This window comes from Streptomyces sp. NPDC002853 (assembly GCF_053591915.1).
In genome coordinates, this window is sequence record NZ_JBSFUS010000015.1 from 19,270 (window position 1) to 44,829 (window position 25,560).

Sequence of the window (25,560 nt, forward strand, 5' to 3'; positions counted from 1 at the left end):
GGGCCCGTCGGCCCGGGTTCCGGAGGGCGACCGATTACTTTCCGCGAGAGCCGAGGTCATTACCTCCGTAGCCGCGATGATGAAGCGGCGACCACCACGACCGGACTTCCAGGAGAGCTTCAGATGCGTACGTTGATCAGCACCGCTTTCGTCTCGCTCGACGGTGTCGTGGAGGCGCCGGGCGGCGAGCCCGGCTACCGGAACTCCGGGTGGACCTTCAAGGACGTGGAGTTCCTCCCCGAGGCGTACGAGATCAAGGGCCGGGAGCAGCAGGAGGCCACGGCGATGCTGTTCGGCCGGGTCAGCTATGAGGCGTTCAGCCCCGTGTGGCCGGGCATGGAGGAGTTCGCCGACTACAAGGAGATGCCGAAGTACGTCGTCTCCACCAGCCTCGCCGAGGGTGACCTGGTGTCGGACTGGGGCGAGACCACGATCTTGCGCTCGCTCGACGAGGTGGCCGCCCTGAAGAAGACCGAGGGCGGCCCGATCATCATGCACGGCAGCGCCACCTTGAACCGCGGCCTCTCCGACGCGGGTCTCATCGACCGCTACCACCTGCTCGTCTTCCCGCTGCTGCTCGGCGCGGGCAAGCGCCTGTTCAGCGCCACGGACAAGGACGCCCAGAAGCTGCGGCTCGTGGAGCACGAGGTCTACGCCAACGGCCTGCAGAAGAACGTCTTCGACGTCGTCCGCTGAGGCGGCGACCGCCGCCGCCCGCCGATGCGGCGCGGTGCGCAGGGCCCCTCGGCACGCCCCGCGGCACGCCCCTCGGCGTCACTTGGACACGATGTGTCCGATCGGGTCGGGGTCGGCCGCCAGCGCCTCGCGCTCCCTCTGCCAGGCGAGGTCTCCGTCGCGGAGTTCGCTGCGAAGGTAGGCGCAGGTGAGGCGCTGGACCGCGGCCACGCGTGCGGGGTTCTCGTCCGTGGTCTCGGCGACGTCGTATCCGGAGATCCCGCCGAACCCGTGCTCCGCGCCGAACAGGGTGAGCAGGTCCTTGGGTCCCGGCGCGAGGGCGTACGGATCGGCGTGCCAGTCCGCGCCCGCGACGGTCAGGTGGGCGGACTCGTCCTTGTCGCCCGCGACCACGAGAGTCGGCGTCGCCATGCCGGAGAAGTCCGTGGTCGAGAAGAAGGGGTAGTTCTTGGCGACCTCGTCGGTGAGGGCGTCACCGCCCCTCCCTGGCGCGCCGAGAAGGACGCCCGCCTTGACGCGCGGATCGGCCAGGTCCACCTCCGTCCCGTCCTCCGGGTCGGTGAGCCGGGCGCCGAGGAGCAGGCTCGCGGTGTGCCCGCCCATCGAGTGCCCGGCCACGGCGACCTTGTCGCGGTCCACGCGCCCGCGGAGCTGCGGGACGGCGGACTCGATGACGTCGAGCTGATCGAGGAGGCGCTTCATGTCCTCGGCGCGCGAGCGCCAGAACAGGGGCGCGCCAGGGGTGTCGGGGTCCAGGCTCAGCGTCCGCGAGCTCAGATGGGTGGGCTGTATGACGACGAAGCCGCGCGCCGCCCAGTAGTTGGCGAGCGGGGCGTAGCCGTTCAGCGAGGAGAGGTGGTTCGAGAAGCCCTGGCCGTGCGAGATGAGGATGACCGGCAGGTTGTTCCCGGTCACGGGGGCGGAGACGCGGACCTCCAGGTCGACGGCCCGGTCGGGGGACGGAAGCACCACGGGGCTGACGGAGAGGACGGGGCTGGGCGAGCCGAGGATGTCGGCGGTTTCGGCTGTGGCGGCGCTAGCTGTTGCGGAATGCGATGCACTCATGGTGCGGGGTTCCCTTCGGTGGCCTGCGCTGCCGGTTCAGTGCACATCGGCAGCCAAGGAGGCAGGGGGCAGTGGGGCAGACGGTCGGAAACGTCCGGCTTCGGATATGCTGCAAGCGGAACGTTGTTCCGATTACGATACGGAACAGTGTTCCGCTTTGTCAACGACCCCCGACCCGCGGGAAGGAGAGCACGATGCCCGCTGCAAGCAACTCCGGAGAGGTACCGGCCCGGAGCGCGCCCCGAAGCAAGCGGGCCGACGCGCGGCGCAACGAACAGACGCTGCTGGCCGCCGCCGCCGCGGTGTTCGTGAGCTCCGGTGTCGACGCGCCGATCCGAGAGATCGCGGCCAGGGCGGGTGTCGGCGTGGGGACGATCTACCGCCACTTCCCGGCCCGGTCCGATCTCGTCGTCGCCGTCTACCGCCACCAGGTCGAGGCGTGCGCCGAGGCGGGCCCGGCCCTGCTGGCGGATGCCGGTTCCCCGCTGGCCGCGCTGCACCAATGGGTCGATCTCTTCGTCGACTTCCTGGTCACCAAGCACGGGCTCGCCAACGCGCTGCAGTCGGACAGCAGCGGCTTCGAGGCGCTGCACACGTACTTCCTCGACCGGTTGGTGCCGGTCTGCGAGCAACTGCTCCAGGCCGCGGCCGACGCCGACGAGATCAAGCCGGGCACCCGCGCCTACGAACTCATGCGCGGCATCGGCAACCTCTGCATCGGGCACGACAGCGACCCCGACCGCTACGACCCCCGCCGCTTGATCGCGCTGCTCCTGCGGGGACTGCGGCAACCGCAGCCGTCCTGAGTCCCGCGCCCCATGGGGTGATCCTGGCACCACCCCATGGGACGCCGTGGCCTGGAAATCGCTGGACTGAGCCTCAGACGTTCCGGCCGTGTTCGCCCACCGCGACCCTGGCCAGTTTCGTCAGCATCATGCCGTTGCGGACGCCGATCACGTAGTCCACGGGGAGACCGTGCATCCGGGTGCCGGGACCCCTGAGCGGGTGCCAGTCGAGGATCATGAGGGTGTGTTCGCCCCAGGGGACCAGGTTCATGGCGATGCGGGCCGCGCCGAGGGGGCCCGCCTTCGCCTCCAGCTGCAGGCGGCTCTCCGGTTCGCTGATGCGGACGACGCAGGTGTCGTCCAGGACCAGCCGGCCGACGCCGACCCGGACCTTCAGGCGGGCACCCACCGCGGGCCAGTGCGGGTCCACGGCGAGGACCTCCTGGGTTCCGGTCACCCACTCCCCGTACCGGCGGCCGTCGGACAGCAGGCTCCAGACCTCGGCCGGTGAGGCCAGGATCAGACGGCGGTTCCGGGACACGCTGACCACACTCCTTTGAGGGGTATGGGCTGATTTTTACACTTCGCCACCTGCCGCACCTTCCGAGGCGTCCGCTGCCGGGCGCCTTGCCCTGTGCGAGGGTGACCGAAAGGGTGATCCCGTCCCTCGAATGCTTCGGTCGTGTCCCTCATGCTTCGGTCGTGTCCACCGTCTCGATCGCTTCGAACGCAAGGAGCCGCATGCCCACCGCAGCCGCCGCAGCGCGTCTGGCCCTGGACGTCACCTCAGGGCTGAAGGCACCTGATCTGGAGAAGCTGTACCAGGATCTGCATCGCCACCCCGAGCTCTCCTTCCAGGAGCACCGCACCGCCAAAATCCTCGCCGGACGGCTTGGCACCGCCGGGTACGCGGTGACCACCGGGGTCGGCGGCACCGGCGTCGTGGGCGTCCTGGAGAACGGCGAGGGGCCCGTGGTGTGGCTGCGCGGCGACATGGACGCGCTGCCGGTCACCGAGACCACGGGGCTCGCGTACGCCTCCACGGTCGACGGAGTGATGCACGCCTGCGGCCACGACATGCACGTCACCTGGCTGACGTTCGCCGCCGAAGCACTCGCGGCCGCACGGGACACCTGGTCGGGCACCCTCGTGGTGATCGGGCAGCCCGCCGAGGAGGCGGGCGGCGGAGCCCGGGCCATGGTCGCCGACGGGCTCCACGAACGCTTCCCGCGCCCCGACGCCGTCTTCGGCCAGCATGTCGCCCCCGGTCCCGCGGGCCTCGTCTCGCACACGCCGGGGCTGATCATGTCGGCCGCCGACGACGTGCACATCGTGGTGCCGGGCGTCGGTGGCCACGGCTCGCGGCCCGAGGCAGGCGTCGACCCGGTGGTGACGGCCGCGTACATCGTCACCCGGCTGCAGACCGTGGTGTCCCGTGAGGTCTCGGCGGCGGATTCGGTGGTGCTGACCACGGGGGAGTTCCACGCCGGCCGGCGGCCCAACATCATCCCCGCGGAGGCCCGGCTCGGCCTGAACCTCCGTACGCAGGACGTGAAGGTGCGCGAGCGGGTGCTGGCCGCCGTTCGCCGCATCGTCGAGGGGGAATGCCAGGCCGCCGGGTGCCCGACGCCGCCCGAGGTGAACCTGGGCGCGAGCTTCCCGGCCACGGTCAATGACGCGGCACTGGACGCGGAGATCGCGGCCCTGCACCGCGAACTGCTCGGCGCGCGGAGCGTGTTCGACTTCGGGCCCGCGATGGGCAGCGAGGACTTCTCGCTCCTCGTGCCCACCGGGGTGCCCTATGACTTCTGGTTCGTGTCATCGACCTCTCAAGCCGCCTGGCACGCCGCCCCGGGCGAGGAACTCGGCGAGAAGATCACTGGTGTGCCGGCCAATCACAGTCCCCTGTTCGCCCCTGACCTCTCGGTCCTGCTGCCGGGCGTACAGACGCTGGTGGGCGCCGCGCTGCACAAGCTGAGCTGCTGAGGCCCCGGGCCCCCGGGCAGGGAGGCCAGGTGTCACGAGTGGTCGAGGAGGCGGTCGATGGCCGCCTCGTCGTAACCGAGTTCGGCCAGCACGTCCCTGCTGTGCAGGCCGAGGGTGGGCGGTGCGGTGCGCACGGCGGGGCGCTCGCCGCGGAAGCTGACGGGGAAGGCGACCTGCTGGAGCGGGCCCACATCGGGGTGATCGACCTTCTGCACCATACCGAGCGCCTCGGTCTGCGGGCAGTCGTAGACCTCGTCGAGGGTACGGATGGGGGCGACGGGAACGCCGCGCTGCTTGAGCAGGCCGCACCAGTGAGCCACCGTGTCGTCGACGAGGACCGCCTCCAGCTTGGCGTTGAGGGCCTTGCGGTGGGTGACGCGGGTGCGGTTGGTGGCGAAGCGCGGGTCGTCGGCCCACTCCGGGTGGCCGAGCGTCTCGCTCAGGCGGCGGAAGAGTCCGTCGCTGCCGACGGCGATCACGAAGTACCCGTCGGAGGCGGCGTACGCCTGGTACGGGACGAGGCTCGGATGGCCCGAGCCCAGGCGGGTGGGCCGTTCCCCGGTGGCGAAGTAGCCCGTGGCCCAGTTGATGTGCAGGGCGAGCTGCGACTCGTACAGGGACGTCGTGACGTACTGGCCGCGTCCCGTGCGCTCGCGCTCGACGAGGGCCGAGGTGACACCGATGAGGCCGAAGAGCGCGGCGCCTAGGTCGCCCATCGCGTACCCGGCCTTGACGGGCGGGCCTTCGGGCTCACCGGTGAGTGACATCAGTCCGGCGCTCGCCTGGGCGACCATGTCGTAGCCGGGCTCGTCGCGCAGCGGTCCGGTGTCGCCGAACGCCGAGATGTGGAGCAGCACCAGGCGGGGGTAGCGCTCGCTGAGCGCGCGGTGGTCGAAGACGTCGGCCAGGGAGCTGCCGGGGCGGAAGTTCTCCACCAGCACGTCCGCGTCGGCGAGCATCCGGTGCACGGCTTCCTGCCCCTCGGGGGACTTGAGGTCGAGGGTCACCGAGCGCTTGTTGCGGTTGGCCGCCAGGTAGTAGGTGGCGTCGGGGCCGTTGAAGGGCGGGCCCCAGGCACGGGTCGGGTCGCCGCCCCGGGGGTGCTCGACCTTGATGACGTCCGCGCCGAGGTCGGCGAGGGACATGGTGACGTAGGGCCCGGCGAGGATCTTGGACAGGTCCACGACCCTCGTTCCGGCCAGGGGGGAAGCGGGGCGGGGCTCATCGGGCATGTGCGGGGGCCTCCTTGGCCGTGGCGAGCGGGACCTGACCACCCTCGGCCAGTTCGGCCCGGTGGTCCAGGGCGGCGTGGGGGCGGCGCGCCGGTGGCCTCGCGGCGCCGGTCAGTGGCTTGAGACCGCGTCGCCACCGGCAATTCGTCTGATCGTCTTCCGTTGGCCGCGCCGATATGGGAGAACGCTCGGATGTGCGATGACGAACTGATACCGCCCCGCGCGGACTTGACCGAGCAGCAGTGGCTGCGGGACGACGCGCCGCTGGCCCGGGACCTCGCCGACAAGTGGGGGCCAGGTGCCCTGACCCTGCACCGGCGCACCCTGCTCGGCGGTGCCGCCGCAGGGGCCGCGCTCGCCGTGCTGCCCTTCGGCGCGGGGCAGGCCGCCGCGACGCCGGGCGGGGCGACCCGGGGCGCGGCGAAATTCCCTCTCCCCGAAGCGCCGAACCAGAAGGGGGAGTTCGCCGTCCTGCTGACCGGGGACTCCGGAACCGGTGGCGACGAACAGCTGGCCGTGACCGAGGCAGCCCGCCGGGTGTGCCGCGAGGAGGAGGTCTCCCTCGCGGTCGGCCTGGGTGACAACATCTACGAGAACGGGCCCGAGTCCGACCACGACTCCGAGTTCCGGGACAAGTTCGAGACGCCCAACACGGGCATCGACGTCCCCTGGCTCATGGTGCTCGGCAACCACGACTGCTCGGGCCTGATCCCGGGCAGCGGCGGTGACCCCTCGCGCGGGGACCGCGAGGTCTCGTACGCGGCCACTTCCCCGCGTTGGTACATGCCGAGCCGCTACTACAACGTGGCCCTGCCGTCGGCTCCGGAGGGCAGTGACCCGGTGGTGGAGTTCTTCGCCCTCGACACCAACCCCGTGGCCTCGACCGTCGCCCAGACCTCACGCCACTACCAGTGGGACGGCCCCTACATGCGGGCCCAGCGCCAGTGGCTGGACTCCGCCCTCGCCGCGTCCCGGGCCCGCTGGAAGGTGGTACTCGGCCACCACCCCTACCTGAACAACGGCAAGCACGGCAGCGCCGGTTCGTACGACGGCTTCCTCATCGGCCACTACACGCGGGGCATCCACCTCAAGGAGCTGTACGAGCAGGTGGTGTGCGGCCGCGCCGACCTGATCCTTTCGGGGCACGACCACACCCTGCAGATCCTGGAGCCCACGACCCGCACGGCGGGCACCCGGCAGATCGTCTGCGGCGCGGCCGCCAAGTCCGGTGACGGCAGGGCCCACTTCGACCACCTTGCCGCCTGGCAGAACTTCTCCGACGTGGGATTCATGATCCTGAAGGTCTCCGGGCGGGCGATGACCGTGGACACCTACACGGTCGACGTCCCCACCCGCACCGCACACCTGGCCCACACCACAACGACCTCCACGACGGTCGCGGGCCGCGTCAGCGTCGGCTGAAGAAGGCCGGCCGAAGAAGATGGTGCGGGGAAGCTCACAACAAGCGGGCGCCCCGCCGCGCGAGGTATTTGACCGGATTGACGTCCGTTCCGTAGCCACGCTCGGCTCGGATCTCCAGGTGGAGGTGTGGGCCGGTGGCCCGGCCCGTGGACCCGCTGCTGCCGAGGCGGTCGCCGGTGCCGATGCGGGACCCCTGGCGCACGGAGATGCGCGAGAGGTGCGCGTACACGGCGTAGTGCCCGTCCCGCAGCCGCACCGTGACCGCCTTGCCGTACGCGCCGGACCAGCGGGCCAGGACCACGGTGCCGCCGCCGACGGCGTGCACCGGGGTTCCCGTGGGGACCGCGAGGTCGATGCCGGTGTGGTGTCCGGCGAGCCAGTTGCCGCGTACCCCGTAGCGGGCGGAGACGCGGAAGCGCCGGCGGAGCGGCAGGGCGAACTTGCGTTTTGGTTTCTCCGGGGCGAGCGCCCGGTTCTCGGGGACCGCCTCGTCCGCCTCGGCGAGGGCTTCCTCGAACTCCTCGTCGTAGCCGAGGCCGCAGCCGCCGTCCGTTTCCGCGGCGGCGTGCGACGCGGGTCCCGCCACCGTGAGGGCGCCGCCGGTCAGGAGGACCGCGGCGACGCCGAGTACGTCGCGTCGTGTGCTGCCCGCTTCACGCGGGCTGTCTATGTCGTAGCCCATGAAGGCCAGCACACTGGCGACGGGAGCGCCGCGCACCCCGAGTGCTCCGCTTGGCGTAACGCCGTGCCGGTCCGCCCCGCGGTCAGTCGAGCGTCGGCCGGTACACGGTGAGCGCCTCGGGGAGCTTGTCGAGGAGCAGTGCGGAGGGGGCGGGGGCGAGTTCGCCGTCGTACGCCATCCGTGTGCCCTCGGGCAGGCCCGAGATGACCAGGCGCTGGGCCTTGGCGGAGGCGTACAGGCGGGTCTTGGTCAGCTGGCCGACGATCGCCGCGGCCAGCAGGCGGCTGCGCGCGAAGCGACCGCCGTGCGCGATGCGGACGTCGAGCAGGCCGTCGGCCAGGTCGTGCCTGCGCACCGGGGCGATGCCGGTGCTGCGGTAGGCGCCGTTGCCCGCGAAGAGCATCCACATCGAGCGGGCCTTGCCGTTCACCACCGCGCGCAGCGGCCGTCCCGTGTGCAGGATCTGGGCGACGCCGAGCAGGGCCGCGGGCGGACCGCCGATCTTCGGGGACCATTCCTCCCTGATGCGTACGAGCTCGGGGTAGGAGCCGAGGCTGAACGTGTTCAGGAAGTACACCGGCTCGGAGTGTGCCCCGCCGTCGGGGCCGGTCCCGGCCAGGGGCTTGACCCGGCCGACGTCGGCCTTCACGGCGCTGCCCTCGGCGAGGGCGATGCAGGCGTCCGCGACCGTGTCGACGCCCAGGTCGGCGGCGAAGTGGTTGAACGTTCCGCCGGGCAGCACCATCAGCGGCACGTCGAAGCGCAGGGCCTGGGTCACGGCAGCGTTCACCGTGCCGTCCCCGCCGCACACGCCGAAGACCCCGCCGCGCCGGGCGGCGTCCCTGGCGGCCTCCTCGAGGACCTTGGGCAGCGGTCCCGCTTCCTCCTCGTAGAGCACCACCTCCGCGCGGGGCAGGGCCATCTTCAACTGCCGCACCGGGTCGAGGAGTTGCGGCTGGGCCCCGGACGAGGGGTTCACCACCACGACGAGCCCCTCGCCCTCCGGCAGCGCGGGCGCGTCCGTCCGGGGGCGCGCGGGCGGCGGCAGCTGTGACCTGGAGGGCACCATGCCGCGCACGGCGTAGGCGGCGCCCGCGCCGAGGGCCGCGCCGACCAGGACGTCGCTGGGGTAGTGCACGCCGGTGTAGACGCGGGAGAAGGCGACCGACGCCGCGACCGGGGCCACGGCCGCGCCGAGTCCCCGCGACTCCAGGGCCACACCCGTGGCGAAGGCGGCCGCCGACGCGGAGTGCCCGGAGGGGAAGGAGCTGGTGATCGGCTGGTGCGACAGGTGCCTTATCACCGGCACCGTGTCCAGGAGCGGCCGGGAGCGGCGCACCGCGCTCTTGCCGAGCGTGTTGACCGTGGCCGACGCGAGGGCCAGCGAGGAGACGCCACGCACCGCGGCCCGCCTGCCGCGTGCGCCGCCGAACACCCACATCCCCGCCGCGATGCCGAACCACAGCAGACCGTGGTCGGCCGCGCGGCTCAGCCGGGGCAGCACGGGCTGCGCCGCCGGCCAGGAGCGGGCGGCCACACGGTGGAACGCCAGGCGGTCCGTGGCGCCCAGCAGCCTGCGGATGTGCGACGTCGGGAGATCACTCATGAAGCCCCTATACCCGCGCATGTCCTTCGCACCGCACACATCTTGCGCCGGGACTGTGACGTTCACTTCAATCAGTCATATGGCAGTCCCCCCCTCCACCTCACCCCAGGGTCCCCCGTCCGTGCGGCGGCCGGCCGAACTGCCGCCGACCGCGTGGGCGGTGCTCGGCCTGCTCTCCTTCCCCGGGGAGCGCACGGGATACGAGCTGAAGAAGTGGGCGGACGCCTCGCTGCGCCACTTCTACTGGTCCCCCGCCATCAGCCAGATCTACGCCGAGCTGCGCCGCCTCGAAGCACTCGGGTACGCCACGTCGCGGCGCTCGGGGCCCGAGGAGCCTCGCGCGAAGCGGTCGTACGCCATCACCGCCGAGGGGCGCGCCGCGCTGATCGGATGGGCGGGGGGCGCCGAGGACGCGGGCCCCGCCGTCCTGAAGCACCCGCTGCTCCTGCGGGTCTGGCTCGGGCACCTCGCGGCGCCGGAGCACCTGCGGGCCCTGGTGACCGAGCACATCGCGCACACGCGGGGTGAGCTCAAGGAGGTGCACGACGCGCTCGCCCGGGCGGACGGGGAGGCGGCCTGGACCCACCCGCAGATCGCCCTGCGCTGGAGCGGGCGGCGCCTCGAGGCGGAGATAGATCTGGCGGAGGCGATGCTCGTCGATCTCATGGAGATGGCGCCGCCGACGCCCGCCGAGCGCACGGAAAGCAGCGCATGCGCTCCCCCCGGTCAACCCCGGGGGGACTCGCCCACCCACGGGTGACGTGGCTCGCGGTCCGGGGGCCCGAGACGGTAGGACGAGCGGGGCCAGCCGACCCCGCCGTATGGAGCAGTGCACCTGTGACCACCCGTGCCGTCCTTGTCGCCGCCGTCATCACCGGTCTTCTGCTCGGGATCGTGGGAAGCAGAGCGGACGACTCCGATTCCTCCGGGCACCCCCGTACGGGCGGTTCCTTCGCGGAGGCGGGCCGTTAGGCTGCGACCTTGCCGCGTGGCACCTCCCCGCGGCCACCGAGCCGCCGTCGACGGAAGCGAGTGAACCTTGAACTTCCTCACCATCGGTCACCGCGGGGTCATGGGTGTCGAACCCGAGAACACCCTCCGGTCCTTCATCGCCGCGCAAGCCGCGGGCCTCGATCTCATCGAGCTCGATCTGCACTTGAGCAAGGACGGCGCCCTCGTCGTCATGCACGACGCGGACGTGGCCCGTACGACCGACGGCAAGGGACCGATCGCCGAGAAGACCCTGGCCGAGCTGCGGGAGCTCGACGCGGGGCGCGGTGAGCGCATCCCCGTCTTCGAAGAGGTCCTCGACGCGGTGAAGGCGCCGCTGCAGGCCGAGATCAAGGATGTGGCCGCCGCCCGCGCCCTCGCCGAGGTGATGCACCGGCGCGACCTGGTCGGCCGCGTCGAGGTGATCTCCTTCCACGACGAGGCGATCGCCGAGATCGCCCGCCTCGTCCCCGGCGTGCGCACCGCTCTCGTCGCGAGCCGCTACGGCACCGACGTCGTGGAGCGCGCCACGGCGGTCGGTGCCACCACCCTCGTCCTGAACATCAGGCGGCTGACGCTGGAGATCGTCGAGCGTGCCAAGAAGGCCGACCTGCGCATCATCGGCTGGGTCGTGAACACCCAGGACGACCTGCGGCTCGTGCGCGCGCTGCAATTGGACGGAGCGACCACGGACTACCCGGAGATCAAGCGGACGGGCCGCTTCACGGCCTGACCCGGCCCTCGCTCAGACCAGCGGCTTGACGAGCAGCTCGAACTGCAGGTCGTCGCGCCGGGGAACGCCGAAGCGCTCGTCGCCGTACGGGAAGGGAGTCATCTTTCCCGTACGGCGGTAGCCGCGCCGCTCGTACCAGGCGATGAGGTCGTCGCGTACGGAGATCACGGTCATGTGCATCTCCTTCACGCCCCACGCCTCGCGGACCCGCCGCTCGGCCTCCGCCATGATCACCTTGCCGAGGCCCGCGCCCTGTAGTGCCGGGCTCACCGCGAACATCCCGAAGTAGGCGTGCTCCCCGCGGTGTTCGAGCTGGCAGCAGGCGATGATCCCGCCGTCCCGCTCGACCGTGAGCAGCTTGCTCGCCGGGGACTTGATGACATCGACGACACCCTGCGGGTCGGTCCGCTGCCCTTCCAGGATGTCCGCCTCCGTGGTCCAGCCGGCCCGGCTCGCGTCACCGCGGTACGCCGACTGGATCAGCGAGACGAGTCCGTCGACGTCCGCGTCGGTGGCGTCCCGGAAGGTGAGGTCGCTCGCGGTGACGGTGAGGTCGCTCGTGCTGGGGCGCGGGGCGGTGTCCATGGGGCGGGTTCTCCGATCTCTCTGGCCCGCCGCTGTCGGGCGCGGCGTGGGCGAGGCACGGACGAGCGTATCCCCCCACTAAGGTGCGGCTGCATGGTGCATGTACTGAGCAGCAGGACACTTCTCCGTCCCACCGACCCCGAGCGCTCGCGCGCGTTCTACGGCGAGGCGCTCGGCCTCGCCGTCTACCGCGAGTTCGGCACGGGTCCCGACCGCGGCACCGTCTACTTCCTGGGCGGCGGCCACCTGGAGGTCTCCGGGCGCTCAAAGACCCCGCCCGCACCCGGCCTCCAGTTGTGGCTGCAGGTGGCGGACGCGCGCGCTGCGCACGCGGAACTCGTGGCCCGGGGCGTGGAGGTGGTGCGGGAGCCGCAGAAGGAGCCCTGGGGCCTGGTCGAGATGTGGATCGCGGACCCCGACGGCGTCAAGATCGTCATCGTCGAGGTGCCGGAGGACCACCCGATCCGGTACCGGCCCGGGATCTGACGGAGAACCGCCCTTACGGCCGGCCGCCGAGCTCACCGGACGCGTGATGCCGATTCGTCCGGCGGGCACGGGGTACCCGGATTCCTCGCCCGGCGCACCCGACATGCGCCGGGACGCCCCTCGTCGGAGGATTGACCGGACCCCTCGCCCAACCCTGGAGCGATCTCGTATGCAACGTCCCCGGATTCTGATCATCGGCGGTGGCTTCGCCGGTATGGAGTGCGCGCACAAGCTGGAGCGGACGCTCAAGGCGCAGGACGCCGAACTGCGACTCGTCAGCCCGCAGGACCACCAGTTGTATCTGCCCCTGCTTCCCCATGTCGCGTCGGGCGTGCTGACGCCGCAGTCGGTCGCCGTGCCGCTGCGCCGCATGCTGCGCCGTACGGCGATCGTGCCGGGCGGGGCCATCGGCGTGGACCCGAGCGCGAAGGCCGTGATCGTACGCAAGATCAACGGCGAGGAGGTCGTGGAGCGCTACGACTATCTCGTCCTGACCCCGGGCAGCGTGACCCGGCAGTTCGACATCCCCGGAGTCGACCAGCACGCCGTGGGAGTGAAGACGCTGGCCGAGGCCGCCTGGATCCGTGACCACGTGATCTCGCAGCTCGACCTGGCGTCGGCGAGCTCGGACCGGGCCGAGCGCGAGTCGCGGCTGCAGTTCGTGGTCGTCGGCGGCGGGTACGCCGGGACGGAGACGGCGGCGTATCTGCACCGCCTGACGAGCGCCGCGGCCGAGCGGTACCCGGGGCTCGACCCCGCGGAGATCAAGTGGCATCTGGTCGACGTGGCACCGAAGTTGATGCCTGAACTGGGCGACCGGCTCGGCGAGAAGGCGCTCGCCATCATGCGGCGGCGTGGCGTCGAGGTCTCGCTCGGGGTGACGGTGGACAAGGCCACCGAGGACACCGTCACCCTCACCGACGGGCGCGCGCTGCCCTGCCGGACGCTGATCTGGACCGCCGGTGTGGCACCGAGTCCGCTCATCGCCACACTGGGCGCGGAGACCAACCGCGGGCGCCTGGTCGTCGATCCGGAGCTGACGGTTCCGGGCATGGACGGTGTGTTCGCGCTCGGCGACGCGGCGGCCGTCCCCGACCTCGCCAAGGGTGGCGACGCGATCTGCCCGCCGACCGCGCAGCACGCCATGCGCCAGGGGTGGGCGGCGGCGAAGAACGTCACCGCGGCACTGCGGGGCACGGCCCTGACCTCCTACCGGCACAAGGACATGGGCCTGGTCGTGGACCTCGGCGGCATCCAGGCCGTGTCGAAGCCGCTGGGCGTGCAGCTGACCGGGCTGCCCGCGCAGATCGTCGCGCGCGGCTACCACCTGGGGGCGCTGCGGACCGTCACCGCGCGCTTCCGTACGGCCGCGAACTGGGGGCTCAACGCGCTCGCGGGCGACGACTACGTGCGCACCGGGTTCCAGTCCCAGCGGCCCGCCACACTGGCGGACTTCGAGAAGACGGACGTCTATCTCTCGCCGGAGGAGATCCACGCGCGGATGACGTCGGAGGTGGCGGCACGTTCCATGGCCCCGGAGAAGCCGCTGTTCCCGTAGGGCCGCGGACAGGTTCAACAGACAGGGTTCATACGAAGGCCGGTGCTCGCGAGCCGCGAGCGCCGGCCTTCGCGCGGGAGCACGACAGGGTGCTGCGCGCACGCCGGAGCAGCGGATTCCTCCCTGGTCGTGCGGACGGGCGGCGACTACCAGTGGTGGGGTAGGGGTCGCGCTTCAGCGTGCCGGGGTCCTGGGCAGGACGGTGAGAAGCCGATGAACCAGGGCTCCGGTACGGCGCGGCCGCCGTCTGAAGGTCGATGCGGCCGCCAGATGGCCGGGAGACGCCCCGGACTCCGCCGTCTCGCCGTCTGATTGATCACGGCGCGCGTCACGTCCGTACTACGCATCACCCGCCCTGTCGCCACACGAAGGACTCCACCACCATGCGTATCGGCATCGATGTCGGTGGGACCAACACCGACGCCGCCCTCCTCGGGTACGACGACCGCGTACTCGCGGCCGCCAAGTCACCGACCACGCCCGACATCACCTCCGGTGTCACCTCGGCGATCCGGAGCCTGACACCACCCGCCGAATCCGTCACCTCGGTGATGATCGGCACCACGCACTTCCTCAACGCGCTCGTCGAGGGCGCCCGGCTCACACCGGTGGCCGCCGTACGCCTCGGCCTCCCCGCCACCGCCGCCCTGCCGCCCATGGCGGACTGGCCGGCGCGGCAGCGGGCCGCCGTCGGCGGGCACGGCTATCTCTGCCATGGCGGACGGGAGTTCGACGGGCGGCCGCTGTCTCCGCTCGACCCGGACGAGCTGCGCAGGACGGCCGCGGACATCGCCGCACGCGGTCTCACCTCGGTCGCCGTGTCGTCGGTCTTCTCGCCGGTCGCGGAGGCGGACGAGTGGCGCGCCGCCGAGATCCTGCGGGCGGAGCTGGGCGAAGGCGTGCACTTCTCGCTCTCGCACGATCTCGGCCGGGTCGGGCTGCTCGCGCGCGAGAACGCCACGATCATCAACGCATCGCTGCGGGATCTGGCCACCGTCATCGTCGAGTCGTTCGGCAAGGCGCTGGCCGAGATGTCGATCACGGCGCCGTTCTTCCTCTCGCAGAACGACGGGACGCTGATGGACGTCGACTTCGCGCGCGCGTACCCCGTCGCGACGTTCGCGTCCGGGCCGACCAACTCGATGCGGGGCGCGGCGCTCCTCTCCGGGATCGGGGACTGCGCGGTCGTCGACGTGGGCGGCACCACCGCCGACATCGGCGTCCTGAGCGGGGGTTATCCGCGGGAGGCCGGTGGCGAGAGCCAGGCCGCGGGGATCCGCACCAACTTCCGTATCCCCGACGTCCTTTCGCTCGGCATCGGCGGAGGGTCCGTGGTGTCGCGCGACGGTGAGACGGGGCCGCGGTCCGTTGGCCACCTGCTCACGCGCGAAGCGCTCGTCTTCGGCGGCAGGCAGCTGACGGCGACGGATCTCGCGGTGGCCGCGGGCCGCGCGGACATCGGGCACGGCCCACATGTCGCCCACCTGGGGCGTGAGTTCACCGACCGCGCGCTGGCCCGCGTCGACGAGCGGCTCGCCGAAGGCGTGGACCGGATGCGGACCTCGGCGGCGGTGCTGCCGGTGGTCGTCGTGGGAGGCGGTTCCGTCCTCGTGCCCGATGCGCTGCCCGGCTTCACCGATGTGCGCAGGCCGGACCACTTCGACGTGGCCAACGCGGTGGGCGCGGCGATCGCGCAGGTCGGCGGCGAGGTCGACCGGGTCTTCCGCGTCCCCGACGGACACCGGGACACCGTGCTCGCCGGGGCCCGGGACGAGGCCGTCGGGCGTGCGCTGGACGCCGGGGCCCGCGCCGGGAGCGTACGCGTCGTCGACATCGAGGAGGTGCCGCTCGCCTATCTGCCCGGCGGTGCGACGCGCATCCGGGTGCGGGCCGTGGGCGATCTGGACCTGGGGCGTCCCGGCGGGGCCACCGCGCCCGGCGCCGGGGCGGTCGCCCATGCATGAGATCACCCTCGGCAACCTCGACGACATCGCGCGGGGCGCGGGCATCCTCGGCACGGGCGGGGGCGGCGACCCGTACATCGGCAAGCTGCTCGCCCGCGAGGCGATCCGCGCGTACGGTCCGGTGCGGGTCACCGGCATCGACGAGGTCGACGCCGACGCGACCGTGATCCCCATCTCCGGCATGGGCGCGCCCACCGTCCTTCTCGAGCGTGTGCCCAACGGGCGGGAGCACCTGGACGCGCTGCGCGCCCTGGAGAGACACCTCGGGCGCCGGGCCACGCACCTGACGCCGCTGGAGGTCGGCGGGGTCAACTCCATGCTGCCGATCGCGTGCGCCGCGCGGGCCGGGCTGCCCCTGGTGGACGGGGACGCGATGGGACGGGCGTTCCCCGAGGCGCAGATGGTGCTGCCCGGCCTCGCCGGGATCTCCAACTCGCCGATGGCGCTCGCCGACGACAAGGGAAACACCATCGTCGTCGAGGCCGTCGACAACCATGCCGCCGAGCGGATCGCCCGCGCGCTGTGCGTGGAGCTCGGCTGCCAGATCAGTTGCGCGGACACGGTGCTGCGCGGCGATCAGCTCGCCGACGGCCTGGTCCCGGCGACGCTGACGCTCGCCGCGCGGCTGGGAGCCGTGGTGCGCGAGGCACGCGCCGCGCACGGTGATCCGGTGGCGGCCGCGCGGTCGCTGCTGGACGGCATCCCCCTCCTGACGGGCAGGGTGACCGACGTGGCCCGCCGCACGGAGGGCGGCTTCGCGCGCGGCCACGCCCGCGTCGAGGGAACGCGCGGTGACGCGGGCCGGGTGCTCGAACTCGGCTTCCAGAACGAGCACTTGATGGCCACGCGCGACGGGGTGACCGTGGCGACCACGCCCGACCTGATCTGTGTCCTGGACAGCGGGACCGGCGACCCGGTGACCACGGAGGGCCTGCGTTACGGCCTGCGGGTCAGCGTCATCGCCGCCCGCTGCGACCCGCGCTGGATCACTCCGGGCGGCCTCGCGCTGACCGGCCCACGCTGTTTCGGGTACGAGGTGGACTACCTGCCCTTCGGCTCGGCCGCCCCCTGACCGTCCGCGGCGGACGGTCGCAGGGTGATCGTCCGCCGCGTGTGTTTCTCCACCGCCTCCCGCGAGTAGAGGAGCGGGAAGGAACCGTCGGCGGCCCAGCCCGCGAACAGGTCGTCGTAGTGCGGGCTGCCCGGATCGCCGGACTGCCCCGGCGAGTTCATCGCCACGGAGTCGTCCCAGGAGCCGACGTCCACCACGACCCGGAAGGTGGCCCCCGCGGTCTGCCGGAACCCGGGCCCGTAGGCGGCGGCTCCCACGGTGTCCCCGCTGCCGCCACGCGGGGCCGGCCCCACGGCGGCCCACTCCGGGGCGGGACCGGCGAGCAGCGCGGCGATGGGGTGGTGCGGGTGGGCGTGGTGGAGGGCGCCCCAGGACCAGGCGGCGGGGTCGTCCCCCAGCAGCCCGGCGACCTCGTCCACGGCCGAGGACAGCGTGCCGAGCAACAGACCGGGATCAGGCCCCTGGTCCAGGAGTTCCATGTCGACGCGGGCATCCCCCGCGCCGTCCTCGACGGGCAGAACACCCGCCAGGGCCTGCTCGACCCGCTCTTCGCCCACTGCTCCGCCGAGGGCCCGCGCCAGGAGGGCGGGCCGCAGATGGCGCCGGTACCAGACCTCGAAGAGGGCGGCGGCAGGCGAGTCGGCGGTGAGACGGGTGTCCCAGTCCCGCAGGAGGGCGAGGGCGGCGGCGACCGTGGCCCTGCTGTCCTCGAGGCCCACGAGCAGCCGTTGGATCCGCCGTCCCGGCAGGCTCACGTAATCCGTCTGCAGTCGTACGCAGTCCTCGACCGTCCAGGATCCGTGCGAGCCGAGTTCCTCCGTGATGCGGTCGTGGCGGGTCGGTGCGTACCAGTCGTACGTCACCGTCTTTTCCGCGTTCGGGTACGTCGGCGGCAGGTTCAGTTGGTTGGCCGTGGCGAACCAGCCCTGGGCCGGGTCGCGGACGGAGGGCAGTTCCTCCACGTCCAGGAAGCCGTCCCATTCATAGCGCCCGTCGCCCGGCACCGGGAGCGTGCCGTCCCAGCCGGGGCGGACGGGGACACGGCCGGCGGGCCGCCAGCCGATCGTGCCGTCGGGGGCCGCGTAGACCTGGTTCTCGCCGGGGGCGCCCCAGCGTCGCATCGCCGCCACGAACGCGTCGGGGCTCGCCGCCCGCATGTAGTCCATGCTGCCCAGGTAGGGGGCCATGCCGGGTCCGAGCCAGGCGGCGCGGACGGCGAACGCGGTGTCCCGCTCGGGGAGTTCACGGATGACCGGGCCGTGGCGGGTGAACCACAGGTCGGCCGGGACGGCGTCGCCGTCACGCACCGGGATCGTCTCGGTGACCCGTGTCATCGGCTCCCAGCGGTCCTGATGCCAGTACTCACGCGGGTTCTCGGGGTTCGTGCGGTAGACGTACAGGTCCTCCTGGTCGATCGGGAAGATCGTCAGGCCGAAGGCGACATGGCCGTTGTGGCCGATGGAGATTCCGGGCAGGGCCGGTTCGCCCGCTCCGACGGCGTCGATGCCAGGCGCCGAGAGGTGCGCGAGGTAGCGAAGCGCGGGCAGGGCGATCCCGCGGTGCGGGTCGTTGGCCAGGAGGGGCCGGCCGGTGGCGGTGCGAGAGGGGGCGATGACCCAGTTGTTGGAGCCGTCCAGGCCCTGGCGGGGCGCCGCGTCCGCCGCCCACGGGGGCGTGGTGGCCATGTCGTACACGCGCAGGACGTCGGCCGGGATGACGGACAGGTCGAGGCCATCGGGGACGCGCAGCCGGTGCGGGGCGGGCTCGCGGCGGCGGCGCAGCTCCTCCACCGCGGGGCCGTGATCGCGCAGGGTGAGCGCTCGGGCCACCTCGTCGCGGAGGTTGTACTGCAGGCCGTGGCTGCGGATGCGGGCCACGTCGGAGGGCTGCCAGTACGCCGGTTCGTATCGCAACAAGGCGAATTCGGGCGGCAGTGGGGTCGCGTCCGCGCGGCACAGCGACACGAACGCGTTGATGCCGTCGACGAAGGCCGTCGTCACCCGCTCCGTGTCGTCGCCGTACGCGCGCCACTCCTCGGCCATGTCACCGCGGTAGAGGAACAGCCGTGCGGCGCGGTCGTGTTCGGCGTACCGCTCCCCCAACACCTCGGCGAGCAGGCCGAGTCCACGCCGCCGCCACAGGTCGAGCTGGAAGAGGCGGTCGCGGGCCGCGTTGAAGCCCTGGGCCAGGAAGAGGTCGTCCTGGGACGCGGCGTACAGATGCGGGACGCCCCACCGGTCGATCCGGATCTCCACGGGCTCCCGGAGACCCGGCACCTCGAAGTCATCCCTGTCCGTCATGCTTGCCTCACTCACGAGCCAGGTCCAATGCGTCGTCCGACATGAGGATGGCATCGCCCGGGGAGACGGCGGAGGAGGTTAGGGTTCGCGCGTGAGCAGCCAACATCCGCAAGAGCCGCACACCCGCCGCGCCACCGTCGTGGTGGCCTCCTCCGCTGGGGGCATCGAGGGGTTGCAGGCGCTGCTGAGTGGCATCGGCGCCGACTTCCCTGCGCCGGTGCTGGTGGCCCATCACCTCCGTCGTGCCCGTGAGACGCACATCGTCGCCATCCTGTCCCGCCGCACCACGCTGACCGTCAAGCTGGCCGAGGACGGTGAGCTCCCGGAGCCGGGGACGGTGTACATCGCACCGCCCGATCACCATCTGTGCGTCCACACGGACGGCCGACTGGGCTTGTCCCAGGAGCCCCGGGTCAACCAGGCCCGCCCGGCCGCCGACCCCCTCTTCGAGTCGGCGGCCGGGAAGTACGGGCCGCTGCTCATCGCCTGTGTCCTCACCGGGGCCGACGGCGACGGCGCCCGCGGGGTGGAAGCGGTCAAGTCGGGCGGCGGCACCGTCATCGTGGAGGACCCGGCCACGGCCAAGTTCCACGGGATGCCCAAGTCCGCGATCGAGACCGGCCAGGTGGACTTCGTGCTTGGCGCCGATGACATCCCCTCCTGCCTCCATACGCTCGTGCGGCAACGCCAGGGCTGAGTGTCCGGTCACCGGGCCCCCGCCTGTGTCGCGCTCTCCTCCGGTACCACCGGGCCGGTGGCGGAGCTTGTGGCGGGTCCTGGCCCCGGTGCGAGCCAGACCACCGCGAGCAGCACGACGAGGTTGGCGCCGAGCGCGATGATGCCGCCGTTCACGCCGTGGTACGGGTCGTTGTCGGTGGCCCACAGCGCGGTCATCACCGCGAGTCCGGTGAGCATCCCCGCCACCGCGGCCCGCGCGGTCAGCCGCCGCCAGAACAGGGCCAGGAGCACGACCGGCACGAGCTGCGCCAGACCTTCGTACGACAGGACGGAGAGTTCCACGAGGGTGTTCGGGTAGAAGAGGCTGCCCGCCAGGGCGATCAACCCCGCGACCACGCAGACCAGTTGGGAGAGCCGCTTGGCCCGCATGTCGTGCGCGTCGCCGGCCTTCCCGGCCGCTCGGCGGCGCGCCCGCGGGTCGGCGCCGTTGCCGCCGCCGAGGACGGTGCGGCCCCACAAAGTACCGATGGAGAGCATGAAGACACTCATCGGCACGATCGCCGACAGCGCGCCCGCGACGCCGATGAGCGCGACGACCGGTGAGGGCAGCGAATCGGTGACGAGGCTGAAGAGTGCCAGGTCGGGGTTGCCCAGGGTCGGCATCACGAACAGGGCCGTCGCGCCGACCACCATCGGGACGAACAGCAGCAGTTGGTACCAGGGCAGGAGCAGCGCGTTGCGGCGCAGCGCGTTCGGGCTCTTCGCGCTGAGGTAACCGGCCACGGTGGTCGGGAAGATGGTGATCGTCACGGCGTTGAGCACCACGGTGCTCAGGAACCACATGGCGTTGCGCCCGCCGGACTCGTGCCCGGGAAAGGTCAGCCACTCGGGCTTCTCGGTCACCATGCGCTGCATGAAGTCGCCGAACCCGCCGAGGTAGTGCATGGGGATGTACACGGCGAGGAACACGACGGCGACGATCACCAGCATGTCCTTGAGCGCGCTCACCCACGCCGAACCGCGCAGGCCCGACACGAGGATGAACACCTCCGCCACGACGAAGGAGATGACGGCGGCGACCTTCAGGTCGACACTGCCGTACGTCATCGCGTTCACGACGACGCCCATGCCCTGAATCTGCACCTGGATGTAGGGGACGATGAAGACCGTCGCGACGACGGCGACGAGAATCCCCACCGGGCGTGAGCGGAAGCGGAATTCGGCGATGTCCGCGATGGAGATGAGGCCGTGCCGGCTCGCGTACGTCCACAGCGCGGGGCCCACGACGTACGCGACGGCGAAACCGACGGTCAGATAGGCGACCAGGTAGAGGATCGGCGCGCCGAACGAGTACGACCATCCCGCGGTGCCGAGGAACGAGAAGCTCGTGTAGGTCTCCCCGGCCATGAGCAGCCAGATGAACAGGACGCCGAGCCCACGGCTGGAGACGGACCACTCGGCGAGGCCCTTGGACCGGCCGCGGGCGCTCCACACGCCGATCAGGATCGTGGCGACCATGGCGAGCCCGAAGATGGTGGTGGCGACGGCCGCGGAGCCGTTCATCGGCGGCCTCCTTCGGTGTCGGTGCCCACGAGGTCGTCGGCCGGGAGGGGCTCCACCGCGCCCGTGCGGTACGCCGGATCGAGCCGGGCGGCGAGCCAGATGACCAGGGGGCTGATCACCGTGGCGGCGATGACCCAGGCCAGCAGGAAGGGGACGCCCAGGACGCGTGGCTCGATGCGGTTGGCGACGAAGGGGGCCGAGCCGTAGAGCAGGACGGGTACGAGGAGCAGCCAGAGGGAGGGGCGGGCCACGCCGCTGAGGGTGGGCAGACCGTCGAGAGGGCTTACGTGCGCGCTGTCGTCAGGTGTGGGGGACATGGGAGGAACTCCTTGTGGGGCGGCGGACGGACGGCACGGATCACACGGACGGGTCGTAACGGCCGTCGACCGCGGTCCAGCCGCCGTCGACGCTCAGCACGGTGCCGGTGACGTAGGTGGACGCGTCCGACACGAGATAGGTGACGGCTCCCGCGAGTTCGTCGGCGCGGGCCCACCGCTTGAGCGCGGAGGCCTGGGCGTAGGCATCGAACCATGCGGGGTCGGCGGCGATCTGATCGGTGAGCGGCGTACGGACGACACCGGGCGCGACAGCGTTGAACCGCACGCCCTGCGGCCCCCATTCCGAGGCCGCCGTCCGCAGCAATTGGATCAGCCCCGCCTTGGACGCGGCATACGGCCCCTGCCCAGGCTCCACCTGGAAGGCCCGCATCGAGGCGAACCCGACCACGCTCCCCCGGCCGCGCTCGGCCATGCCGGGGGCGACCGCCTGGATGAGCGTGAGGTAGGAGCGCAGGTTCAGCGCGATGACACGGTCGAACTCGTCGAGGCTGTAGTCGGCGAGGCGCTTGCGCACGTTGGCCCCGACGGTGACGACGAGCCCGTCGAGCGGCCCCCACGCGGCGACGGCACCGCGGACGGCGTCGGGGTCGAGGACGTCAAGGGGGTGCGTGACGGCCGTACCGAGGCGCTGGTCCGCCGGGTCGTCCGGGCGCATCGCGAGCGCCGCCGTCCGTTCCGCGCCCTCCGTGTCCCGGTCGGCGACGATGACGTGCGCGCCTTGGGCGACCAGCGCGCGGGCGGCTTCGCGGCCGATGCCGCTCGCACCGCCCACGACCGCGACGCGGCGGCCGTCGAGCCGGAACAGGTTGCCGTAGTCCATGGTCATGCCGCCTCTCTGGCCGGAGCTGCCGGCCGGGGGTGGGGTGCGGTTGTGTCGGTCGTCCGATGGGGGGAGGGAGGGGCGGGGCTGGGGTCGAGTTCTCCGGGCGCTTGGACCGGACGACAGGTGGTCCGCACGGCCCGCCCCAGGTACAGCGGCTCACGGCTGGTGGCCCGGGCCGGGCCTAGGGCCTGATGACCGCCATCCGTGTCACCGTCATCTCCTCGATCGCGAATCTGGGGCCCTCGCGGCCGATGCCCGAGTCCTTGACGCCGCCGTAGGGCGCGATGTCGCTGCGGTAGCCGGGGACTTCGTTCACCACCACGCCGCCCACCTCCAGGCGTTCCACGGCCTCCAGCGCGGCCCGCAGGCCCTTGGTGTAGACGGCGGCGTGCAGGCCGTAGCGGCTCGCGTTGACGAGGTCGTACGCGGTGTCCAGATCCGGCACCGTGCGCAGGCAGACGACCGGTCCGAAGACCTCCTCGTCCCAGGCGGGCTCGCCGTCGGGAACATCGGCCAGCAGTGTCGGGGCAATGCACCGGCCGCCCGCCTCGCGGTCTCCCCCGGCAACCAGCCGCGCCCCCGCCGCCCGCGCGCGTTCGACCCACTCAAGGACCCGCTCCGTCGCCGTCTCGTCGATGAGCGCCGACACCCGGGTTCCGGCAACCCGCGGGTCGCCGACCACCACGTCCGGCAGCCGCTCGGCGAGCCGCTTCTCGAACTCCTCCGCGACCGCGGCCACCACGATGACCCGCTGCACGGAGATGCATGCCTGTCCCGATGCGTAGAACCCGCCCCGCACGACCGCGTCGGCCGCCGCGTCGATATCGGCGTCCGCGGCCACGACGAGCGCCGCGTTGGAGCCGAGTTCGAGGACGACCTTGCGGGGCGCCGCGTCCCGCGCGATGCGGTGACCGACGGCCGCGGACCCGGTGAAGGAGACCGCGGCGACCTCCGGATGCGTGGTGAGCGTACGGCCGACCTCCGCGTCCCCGGTGACGAGTTGCACCGCTCCGGCAGGCGCGCCCGCCGCCACGAGCTGCTCCCTCACGAGATGGACGAGCCGCAGGGTGGCGAGCGGTGTCGCCGGTGCGGGCTTGACGATCACCGGGCAGCCCGCGGCGAGCGCCGGTGCGATCTTGTGCGAGGCCAGAAGCACCGGGTAGTTGAAGCCCGCGATGCCGACCACCACGCCGACGGGCCGCCGCGTCCAGTAGCCGAAGAGGCCCTCGCCGGAGGGCTGCAGGTCCAGTGGCACGGTCTCGCCGTGCAGATGGGCCACCTCGTCGGCGGCGGACTGCCAGGTGGCCACCGCCCGCCGCATCTCGACCTGGCAGTCGATCATCGGCTTACCGGTCTCCAGGACGAGCAGATCCACCAGTTCGGGCTCCGCTTCGGCCAGCGCGTCGGCCACCCCGGCGAGCACCTGTCGCCGCACCCCCGCGGGCAGCGCGGCGACCTGCACGCGTACCGCGGCGGCATGCTCGACGGCCCGTGCCGCGAGCTCCTCGTCGCCGATCGGCGCCGTGCCGATCTCACCGCCGTCGTACGGGAAGCGGACGGGGCCACTGCCGGGCGCGGTCACCCAGCCGTCCCCGACGGGCAGCCCTTCGGGGCAGGTCATCGCGCACCTCCGGTGTTGGTGGTGTTGGGGCTGTGGGTGCCGTTCAGGAACGCGTGCGCGGCGGCGGCGTACACCCGCGTGTACTCGACGATCTCGTGCACCTCGACGAACTCGTCCTTCTGATGCGCGATCCACTTCCCGCCGGGCCCGTAGACGACGGTCGCCAGACCGGCGTCGCGGGTGAGGATGGTTCCGTCCGTGGTGCCGGGCACCGCCCCGAACGGCGGTGCGGCGCCGTGCACTTGTCGGTGCCCCTCGACGAGCGCGGTGACCACGGGGTGGTCGTCGGGGATCTCGACGGCGGGCCGGTCGTCGACCACGGTCAGCCCGACGCCCACCCCCACGGTCCCGGCCGCCTCGACCGCGAACTCCCTTACTTTTTCGATGAGTTCGGTGTGGTCGGTGCCGGGAATCGTGCGTACGTCGACGCCTACGAGCCCATGTGCGGGGATGACGTTGAGCTGGTCCGGGTCCCCGCCGTGCAGGACGGTCGGCGTGACCGTCACGCTCCCCGCGTGCGGGTGGGTGCCGTACCGCTTCTGGGCCCAGTCCTGCACCTGGGCGAGCGCCTCGACGACGCGCGCCCCGGCGACGATCGGGCTCTTGGCCTCCTGCGGCATGGCGCCGTGGGCCATGACCCCGTCCAGATCGAGCCGGAGCCGGATGCCGCCGCGGGCCGAGGTGCACACCTCGTACCCCTCGGGCTCGCAGACGATGACCCCGTCCACCTCGCGCGCGAGCGGGGTGGCGGCGAAGGCCTTCGCGCCGAGCATCAGCCCCTCCTCGTCACAGAGGACGCCGATGACGACTCGGCCCGGGAAGGGGCCGGCCAGTTGCAGGGCCCGCACCGCGTAGATCATCGCCGCGACGCCGGACTTCATGTCGGCGGAACCGCGCCCCCACAGTCTGCCGTCGCGGATCTCCGCCCCGTAGGGGTCGACGCTCCAGTCCCCCGGGTCCCCCTCCGTGACGACGTCGATGTGCCCCTCGAACATCAGGGTCGGCCCGTCGCCGCCGCCGCCCTCGACGACGGCGACCGTGTTGGGGCGCCCTGGCGCGACCTCCACCACGTCGTACGTCCAGCCGAACTCGGTGAAGAGCCCGGCGACGAGGTCGGCCGCGGGCTGCTCCACCACGGTGGCTCCGGCCGCGTTGACGGTACGCAGACGGACCAGGTCCTGGGTGAAGGCGATGACGGCGTCGGAGTCGACGGCCGGGTCGGGATGACGTGAGCTGGTGTGCATGGAACCTCCAAGTCGGCTGGCCACAAGGCCAGTCGACTGGTCAGACCAGTTGAGTTCCCGTACTCTGCCTCCACGTTCACGGCCGGGTCAACCACCAGATCTTGGTTTTCCCGCGCCGGCGACGCGTGTCA

The 25,560-nt window shown here is 72.0% G+C and carries 24 protein-coding genes; 12 read left to right on the forward strand and 12 right to left on the reverse strand.

The window, feature by feature from the left end; genetic code table 11:
* The first annotated feature begins 123 nt into the window (after positions 1-123).
* Entirely contained in the window at positions 124-696 is a 573-nt protein-coding gene (locus ACWD02_RS35355) for a dihydrofolate reductase family protein (RefSeq protein WP_451218559.1), read from the forward strand.
* Between the two features lie 78 nt (positions 697-774).
* Here the strand turns inward: ACWD02_RS35355 and ACWD02_RS35360 are convergent, their stop codons facing one another.
* Positions 775-1,761, reverse strand: coding sequence for an alpha/beta hydrolase family protein (locus ACWD02_RS35360; protein WP_451218561.1), 987 nt, complete (start codon positions 1,759-1,761; stop codon positions 775-777).
* Between the two features lie 194 nt (positions 1,762-1,955).
* On the opposite strand from ACWD02_RS35360, the gene ACWD02_RS35365 reads away from it, so the two are divergent.
* Positions 1,956-2,567 carry a TetR/AcrR family transcriptional regulator gene (locus ACWD02_RS35365; RefSeq protein ID WP_451218564.1) on the forward strand — a complete coding sequence of 204 codons (612 nt, stop codon included), beginning with the start codon at positions 1,956-1,958 and terminating at the stop codon, positions 2,565-2,567.
* 73 nt (positions 2,568-2,640) lie between these two features.
* Here ACWD02_RS35365 and ACWD02_RS35370 read toward each other — a convergent pair whose 3' ends face one another.
* Positions 2,641-3,087: an SRPBCC family protein gene (locus ACWD02_RS35370; protein ID WP_363206452.1), complete on the reverse strand. Its 447-nt coding sequence runs from the start codon at positions 3,085-3,087 to the stop codon at positions 2,641-2,643.
* Between the two features lie 200 nt (positions 3,088-3,287).
* On the opposite strand from ACWD02_RS35370, the gene ACWD02_RS35375 reads away from it, so the two are divergent.
* Positions 3,288-4,532: an amidohydrolase gene (locus tag ACWD02_RS35375; protein ID WP_451218567.1), complete on the forward strand. Its 1,245-nt coding sequence runs from the start codon at positions 3,288-3,290 to the stop codon at positions 4,530-4,532.
* A 32-nt stretch (positions 4,533-4,564) separates the two neighbouring features.
* On the opposite strand, the gene ACWD02_RS35380 is transcribed toward ACWD02_RS35375, so the two are convergent.
* Positions 4,565-5,764, reverse strand: a complete 1,200-nt coding sequence (locus ACWD02_RS35380) for a CaiB/BaiF CoA transferase family protein (RefSeq protein WP_451218570.1) — start codon at positions 5,762-5,764, stop codon at positions 4,565-4,567.
* A gap of 192 nt (positions 5,765-5,956) precedes the next feature.
* Between ACWD02_RS35380 and ACWD02_RS35385 the strand changes: the two genes are divergently transcribed.
* Positions 5,957-7,186 carry a metallophosphoesterase gene (locus tag ACWD02_RS35385; protein WP_451218573.1) on the forward strand — a complete coding sequence of 410 codons (1,230 nt, stop codon included), beginning with the start codon at positions 5,957-5,959 and terminating at the stop codon, positions 7,184-7,186.
* A gap of 34 nt (positions 7,187-7,220) precedes the next feature.
* Here ACWD02_RS35385 and ACWD02_RS35390 read toward each other — a convergent pair whose 3' ends face one another.
* Complete coding sequence (locus ACWD02_RS35390; RefSeq protein WP_451218576.1) at positions 7,221-7,904, reverse strand: M23 family metallopeptidase; 684 nt, start codon at positions 7,902-7,904, stop codon at positions 7,221-7,223.
* A gap of 46 nt (positions 7,905-7,950) precedes the next feature.
* Positions 7,951-9,474 (reverse strand): phosphatase PAP2 family protein, encoded by a 1,524-nt coding sequence (locus ACWD02_RS35395; RefSeq protein ID WP_451218579.1) that lies wholly within the window; start codon positions 9,472-9,474, stop codon positions 7,951-7,953.
* 79 nt (positions 9,475-9,553) lie between these two features.
* Between ACWD02_RS35395 and ACWD02_RS35400 the strand changes: the two genes are divergently transcribed.
* The 3 genes from ACWD02_RS35400 (at position 9,554) to ACWD02_RS35410 (ending at position 11,197) form a co-directional block, all read left to right on the forward strand.
* The gene (locus ACWD02_RS35400; RefSeq protein ID WP_451218582.1) at positions 9,554-10,234 is read left to right on the forward strand and encodes a PadR family transcriptional regulator; all 681 of its coding nucleotides are present in this window, start codon (positions 9,554-9,556) and stop codon (positions 10,232-10,234) included.
* Positions 10,235-10,311: 77 nt separating this feature from the next.
* Complete coding sequence (locus tag ACWD02_RS35405; RefSeq protein WP_451218585.1) at positions 10,312-10,446, forward strand: hypothetical protein; 135 nt, start codon at positions 10,312-10,314, stop codon at positions 10,444-10,446.
* Positions 10,447-10,513: 67 nt separating this feature from the next.
* On the forward strand, positions 10,514-11,197 hold the full coding sequence (locus ACWD02_RS35410) for a glycerophosphodiester phosphodiesterase (RefSeq protein WP_361048193.1): 684 nt from the start codon (positions 10,514-10,516) through the stop codon (positions 11,195-11,197).
* Between the two features lie 12 nt (positions 11,198-11,209).
* On the opposite strand, the gene ACWD02_RS35415 is transcribed toward ACWD02_RS35410, so the two are convergent.
* Positions 11,210-11,782: a GNAT family N-acetyltransferase gene (locus ACWD02_RS35415; RefSeq protein ID WP_451218590.1), complete on the reverse strand. Its 573-nt coding sequence runs from the start codon at positions 11,780-11,782 to the stop codon at positions 11,210-11,212.
* Between the two features lie 93 nt (positions 11,783-11,875).
* Here ACWD02_RS35415 and ACWD02_RS35420 point away from each other — a divergent pair, with 93 nt between their 5' ends.
* From ACWD02_RS35420 to ACWD02_RS35435, 4 genes are all read left to right on the forward strand, one after another.
* On the forward strand, positions 11,876-12,268 hold the full coding sequence (locus tag ACWD02_RS35420; RefSeq protein ID WP_451218592.1) for a VOC family protein: 393 nt from the start codon (positions 11,876-11,878) through the stop codon (positions 12,266-12,268).
* Between the two features lie 169 nt (positions 12,269-12,437).
* On the forward strand, positions 12,438-13,826 hold the full coding sequence (locus tag ACWD02_RS35425) for an NAD(P)/FAD-dependent oxidoreductase (protein ID WP_451218595.1): 1,389 nt from the start codon (positions 12,438-12,440) through the stop codon (positions 13,824-13,826).
* Between the two features lie 383 nt (positions 13,827-14,209).
* Positions 14,210-15,790 carry a hydantoinase/oxoprolinase N-terminal domain-containing protein gene (locus tag ACWD02_RS35430; protein ID WP_451218598.1) on the forward strand — a complete coding sequence of 527 codons (1,581 nt, stop codon included), beginning with the start codon at positions 14,210-14,212 and terminating at the stop codon, positions 15,788-15,790.
* Positions 15,783-16,862: a DUF917 domain-containing protein gene (locus ACWD02_RS35435; protein ID WP_451218600.1), complete on the forward strand. Its 1,080-nt coding sequence runs from the start codon at positions 15,783-15,785 to the stop codon at positions 16,860-16,862. Before ACWD02_RS35430 ends, ACWD02_RS35435 begins: the two co-directional genes overlap by 8 nt.
* Here ACWD02_RS35435 and ACWD02_RS35440 read toward each other — a convergent pair.
* On the reverse strand, positions 16,832-19,162 hold the full coding sequence (locus ACWD02_RS35440) for a penicillin acylase family protein (protein WP_451218603.1): 2,331 nt from the start codon (positions 19,160-19,162) through the stop codon (positions 16,832-16,834). The genes ACWD02_RS35435 and ACWD02_RS35440 overlap by 31 nt on opposite strands.
* A gap of 91 nt (positions 19,163-19,253) precedes the next feature.
* Here ACWD02_RS35440 and ACWD02_RS35445 point away from each other — a divergent pair, with 91 nt between their 5' ends.
* On the forward strand, positions 19,254-19,859 hold the full coding sequence (locus tag ACWD02_RS35445; protein WP_451218606.1) for a chemotaxis protein CheB: 606 nt from the start codon (positions 19,254-19,256) through the stop codon (positions 19,857-19,859).
* An 8-nt stretch (positions 19,860-19,867) separates the two neighbouring features.
* Here the strand turns inward: ACWD02_RS35445 and ACWD02_RS35450 are convergent, their stop codons facing one another.
* The 5 genes from ACWD02_RS35450 to ACWD02_RS35470 all read right to left on the reverse strand — a co-directional run bounded on the left by ACWD02_RS35450 (position 19,868) and on the right by ACWD02_RS35470 (position 25,429).
* On the reverse strand, positions 19,868-21,403 hold the full coding sequence (locus ACWD02_RS35450; RefSeq protein ID WP_451218609.1) for a sodium:solute symporter family protein: 1,536 nt from the start codon (positions 21,401-21,403) through the stop codon (positions 19,868-19,870).
* A complete protein-coding gene (locus ACWD02_RS35455) occupies positions 21,400-21,720 on the reverse strand; it encodes a DUF3311 domain-containing protein (RefSeq protein ID WP_451218612.1) in 321 nt (106 codons plus the stop codon). Before ACWD02_RS35455 ends, ACWD02_RS35450 begins: the two co-directional genes overlap by 4 nt.
* A gap of 40 nt (positions 21,721-21,760) precedes the next feature.
* A complete protein-coding gene (locus ACWD02_RS35460; protein ID WP_451218615.1) occupies positions 21,761-22,567 on the reverse strand; it encodes an SDR family NAD(P)-dependent oxidoreductase in 807 nt (268 codons plus the stop codon).
* A 178-nt stretch (positions 22,568-22,745) separates the two neighbouring features.
* Positions 22,746-24,185, reverse strand: coding sequence for an aldehyde dehydrogenase family protein (locus tag ACWD02_RS35465; RefSeq protein WP_451218618.1), 1,440 nt, complete (start codon positions 24,183-24,185; stop codon positions 22,746-22,748).
* Positions 24,182-25,429, reverse strand: coding sequence for a M20 family metallopeptidase (locus ACWD02_RS35470; RefSeq protein WP_451218621.1), 1,248 nt, complete (start codon positions 25,427-25,429; stop codon positions 24,182-24,184). Before ACWD02_RS35470 ends, ACWD02_RS35465 begins: the two co-directional genes overlap by 4 nt.
* Positions 25,430-25,560: the final 131 nt, after the last annotated feature.

Bases quoted from the DNA above. Each gene is read 5' to 3' on its own strand.
- ACWD02_RS35355 (WP_451218559.1), top strand. From the start codon at position 124: ATGCGTACGTTGATCAGCACCGCTTTCGTCTCGCTCGACGGTGTCGTG.
- ACWD02_RS35360 (WP_451218561.1), bottom strand. From the start codon at position 1,761: ATGAGTGCATCGCATTCCGCAACAGCTAGCGCCGCCACAGCCGAAACC.
- ACWD02_RS35365 (WP_451218564.1), top strand. From the start codon at position 1,956: ATGCCCGCTGCAAGCAACTCCGGAGAGGTACCGGCCCGGAGCGCGCCC.
- ACWD02_RS35375 (WP_451218567.1), top strand. From the start codon at position 3,288: ATGCCCACCGCAGCCGCCGCAGCGCGTCTGGCCCTGGACGTCACCTCA.
- ACWD02_RS35380 (WP_451218570.1), bottom strand. From the start codon at position 5,764: ATGCCCGATGAGCCCCGCCCCGCTTCCCCCCTGGCCGGAACGAGGGTC.
- ACWD02_RS35385 (WP_451218573.1), top strand. From the start codon at position 5,957: ATGTGCGATGACGAACTGATACCGCCCCGCGCGGACTTGACCGAGCAG.
- ACWD02_RS35395 (WP_451218579.1), bottom strand. From the start codon at position 9,474: ATGAGTGATCTCCCGACGTCGCACATCCGCAGGCTGCTGGGCGCCACG.
- ACWD02_RS35400 (WP_451218582.1), top strand. From the start codon at position 9,554: ATGGCAGTCCCCCCCTCCACCTCACCCCAGGGTCCCCCGTCCGTGCGG.
- ACWD02_RS35415 (WP_451218590.1), bottom strand. From the start codon at position 11,782: ATGGACACCGCCCCGCGCCCCAGCACGAGCGACCTCACCGTCACCGCG.
- ACWD02_RS35420 (WP_451218592.1), top strand. From the start codon at position 11,876: ATGGTGCATGTACTGAGCAGCAGGACACTTCTCCGTCCCACCGACCCC.
- ACWD02_RS35425 (WP_451218595.1), top strand. From the start codon at position 12,438: ATGCAACGTCCCCGGATTCTGATCATCGGCGGTGGCTTCGCCGGTATG.
- ACWD02_RS35430 (WP_451218598.1), top strand. From the start codon at position 14,210: ATGCGTATCGGCATCGATGTCGGTGGGACCAACACCGACGCCGCCCTC.
- ACWD02_RS35435 (WP_451218600.1), top strand. From the start codon at position 15,783: ATGCATGAGATCACCCTCGGCAACCTCGACGACATCGCGCGGGGCGCG.
- ACWD02_RS35440 (WP_451218603.1), bottom strand. From the start codon at position 19,162: ATGACGGACAGGGATGACTTCGAGGTGCCGGGTCTCCGGGAGCCCGTG.
- ACWD02_RS35450 (WP_451218609.1), bottom strand. From the start codon at position 21,403: ATGAACGGCTCCGCGGCCGTCGCCACCACCATCTTCGGGCTCGCCATG.
- ACWD02_RS35455 (WP_451218612.1), bottom strand. From the start codon at position 21,720: ATGTCCCCCACACCTGACGACAGCGCGCACGTAAGCCCTCTCGACGGT.
- ACWD02_RS35460 (WP_451218615.1), bottom strand. From the start codon at position 22,567: ATGACCATGGACTACGGCAACCTGTTCCGGCTCGACGGCCGCCGCGTC.
- ACWD02_RS35465 (WP_451218618.1), bottom strand. From the start codon at position 24,185: ATGACCTGCCCCGAAGGGCTGCCCGTCGGGGACGGCTGGGTGACCGCG.
- ACWD02_RS35470 (WP_451218621.1), bottom strand. From the start codon at position 25,429: ATGCACACCAGCTCACGTCATCCCGACCCGGCCGTCGACTCCGACGCC.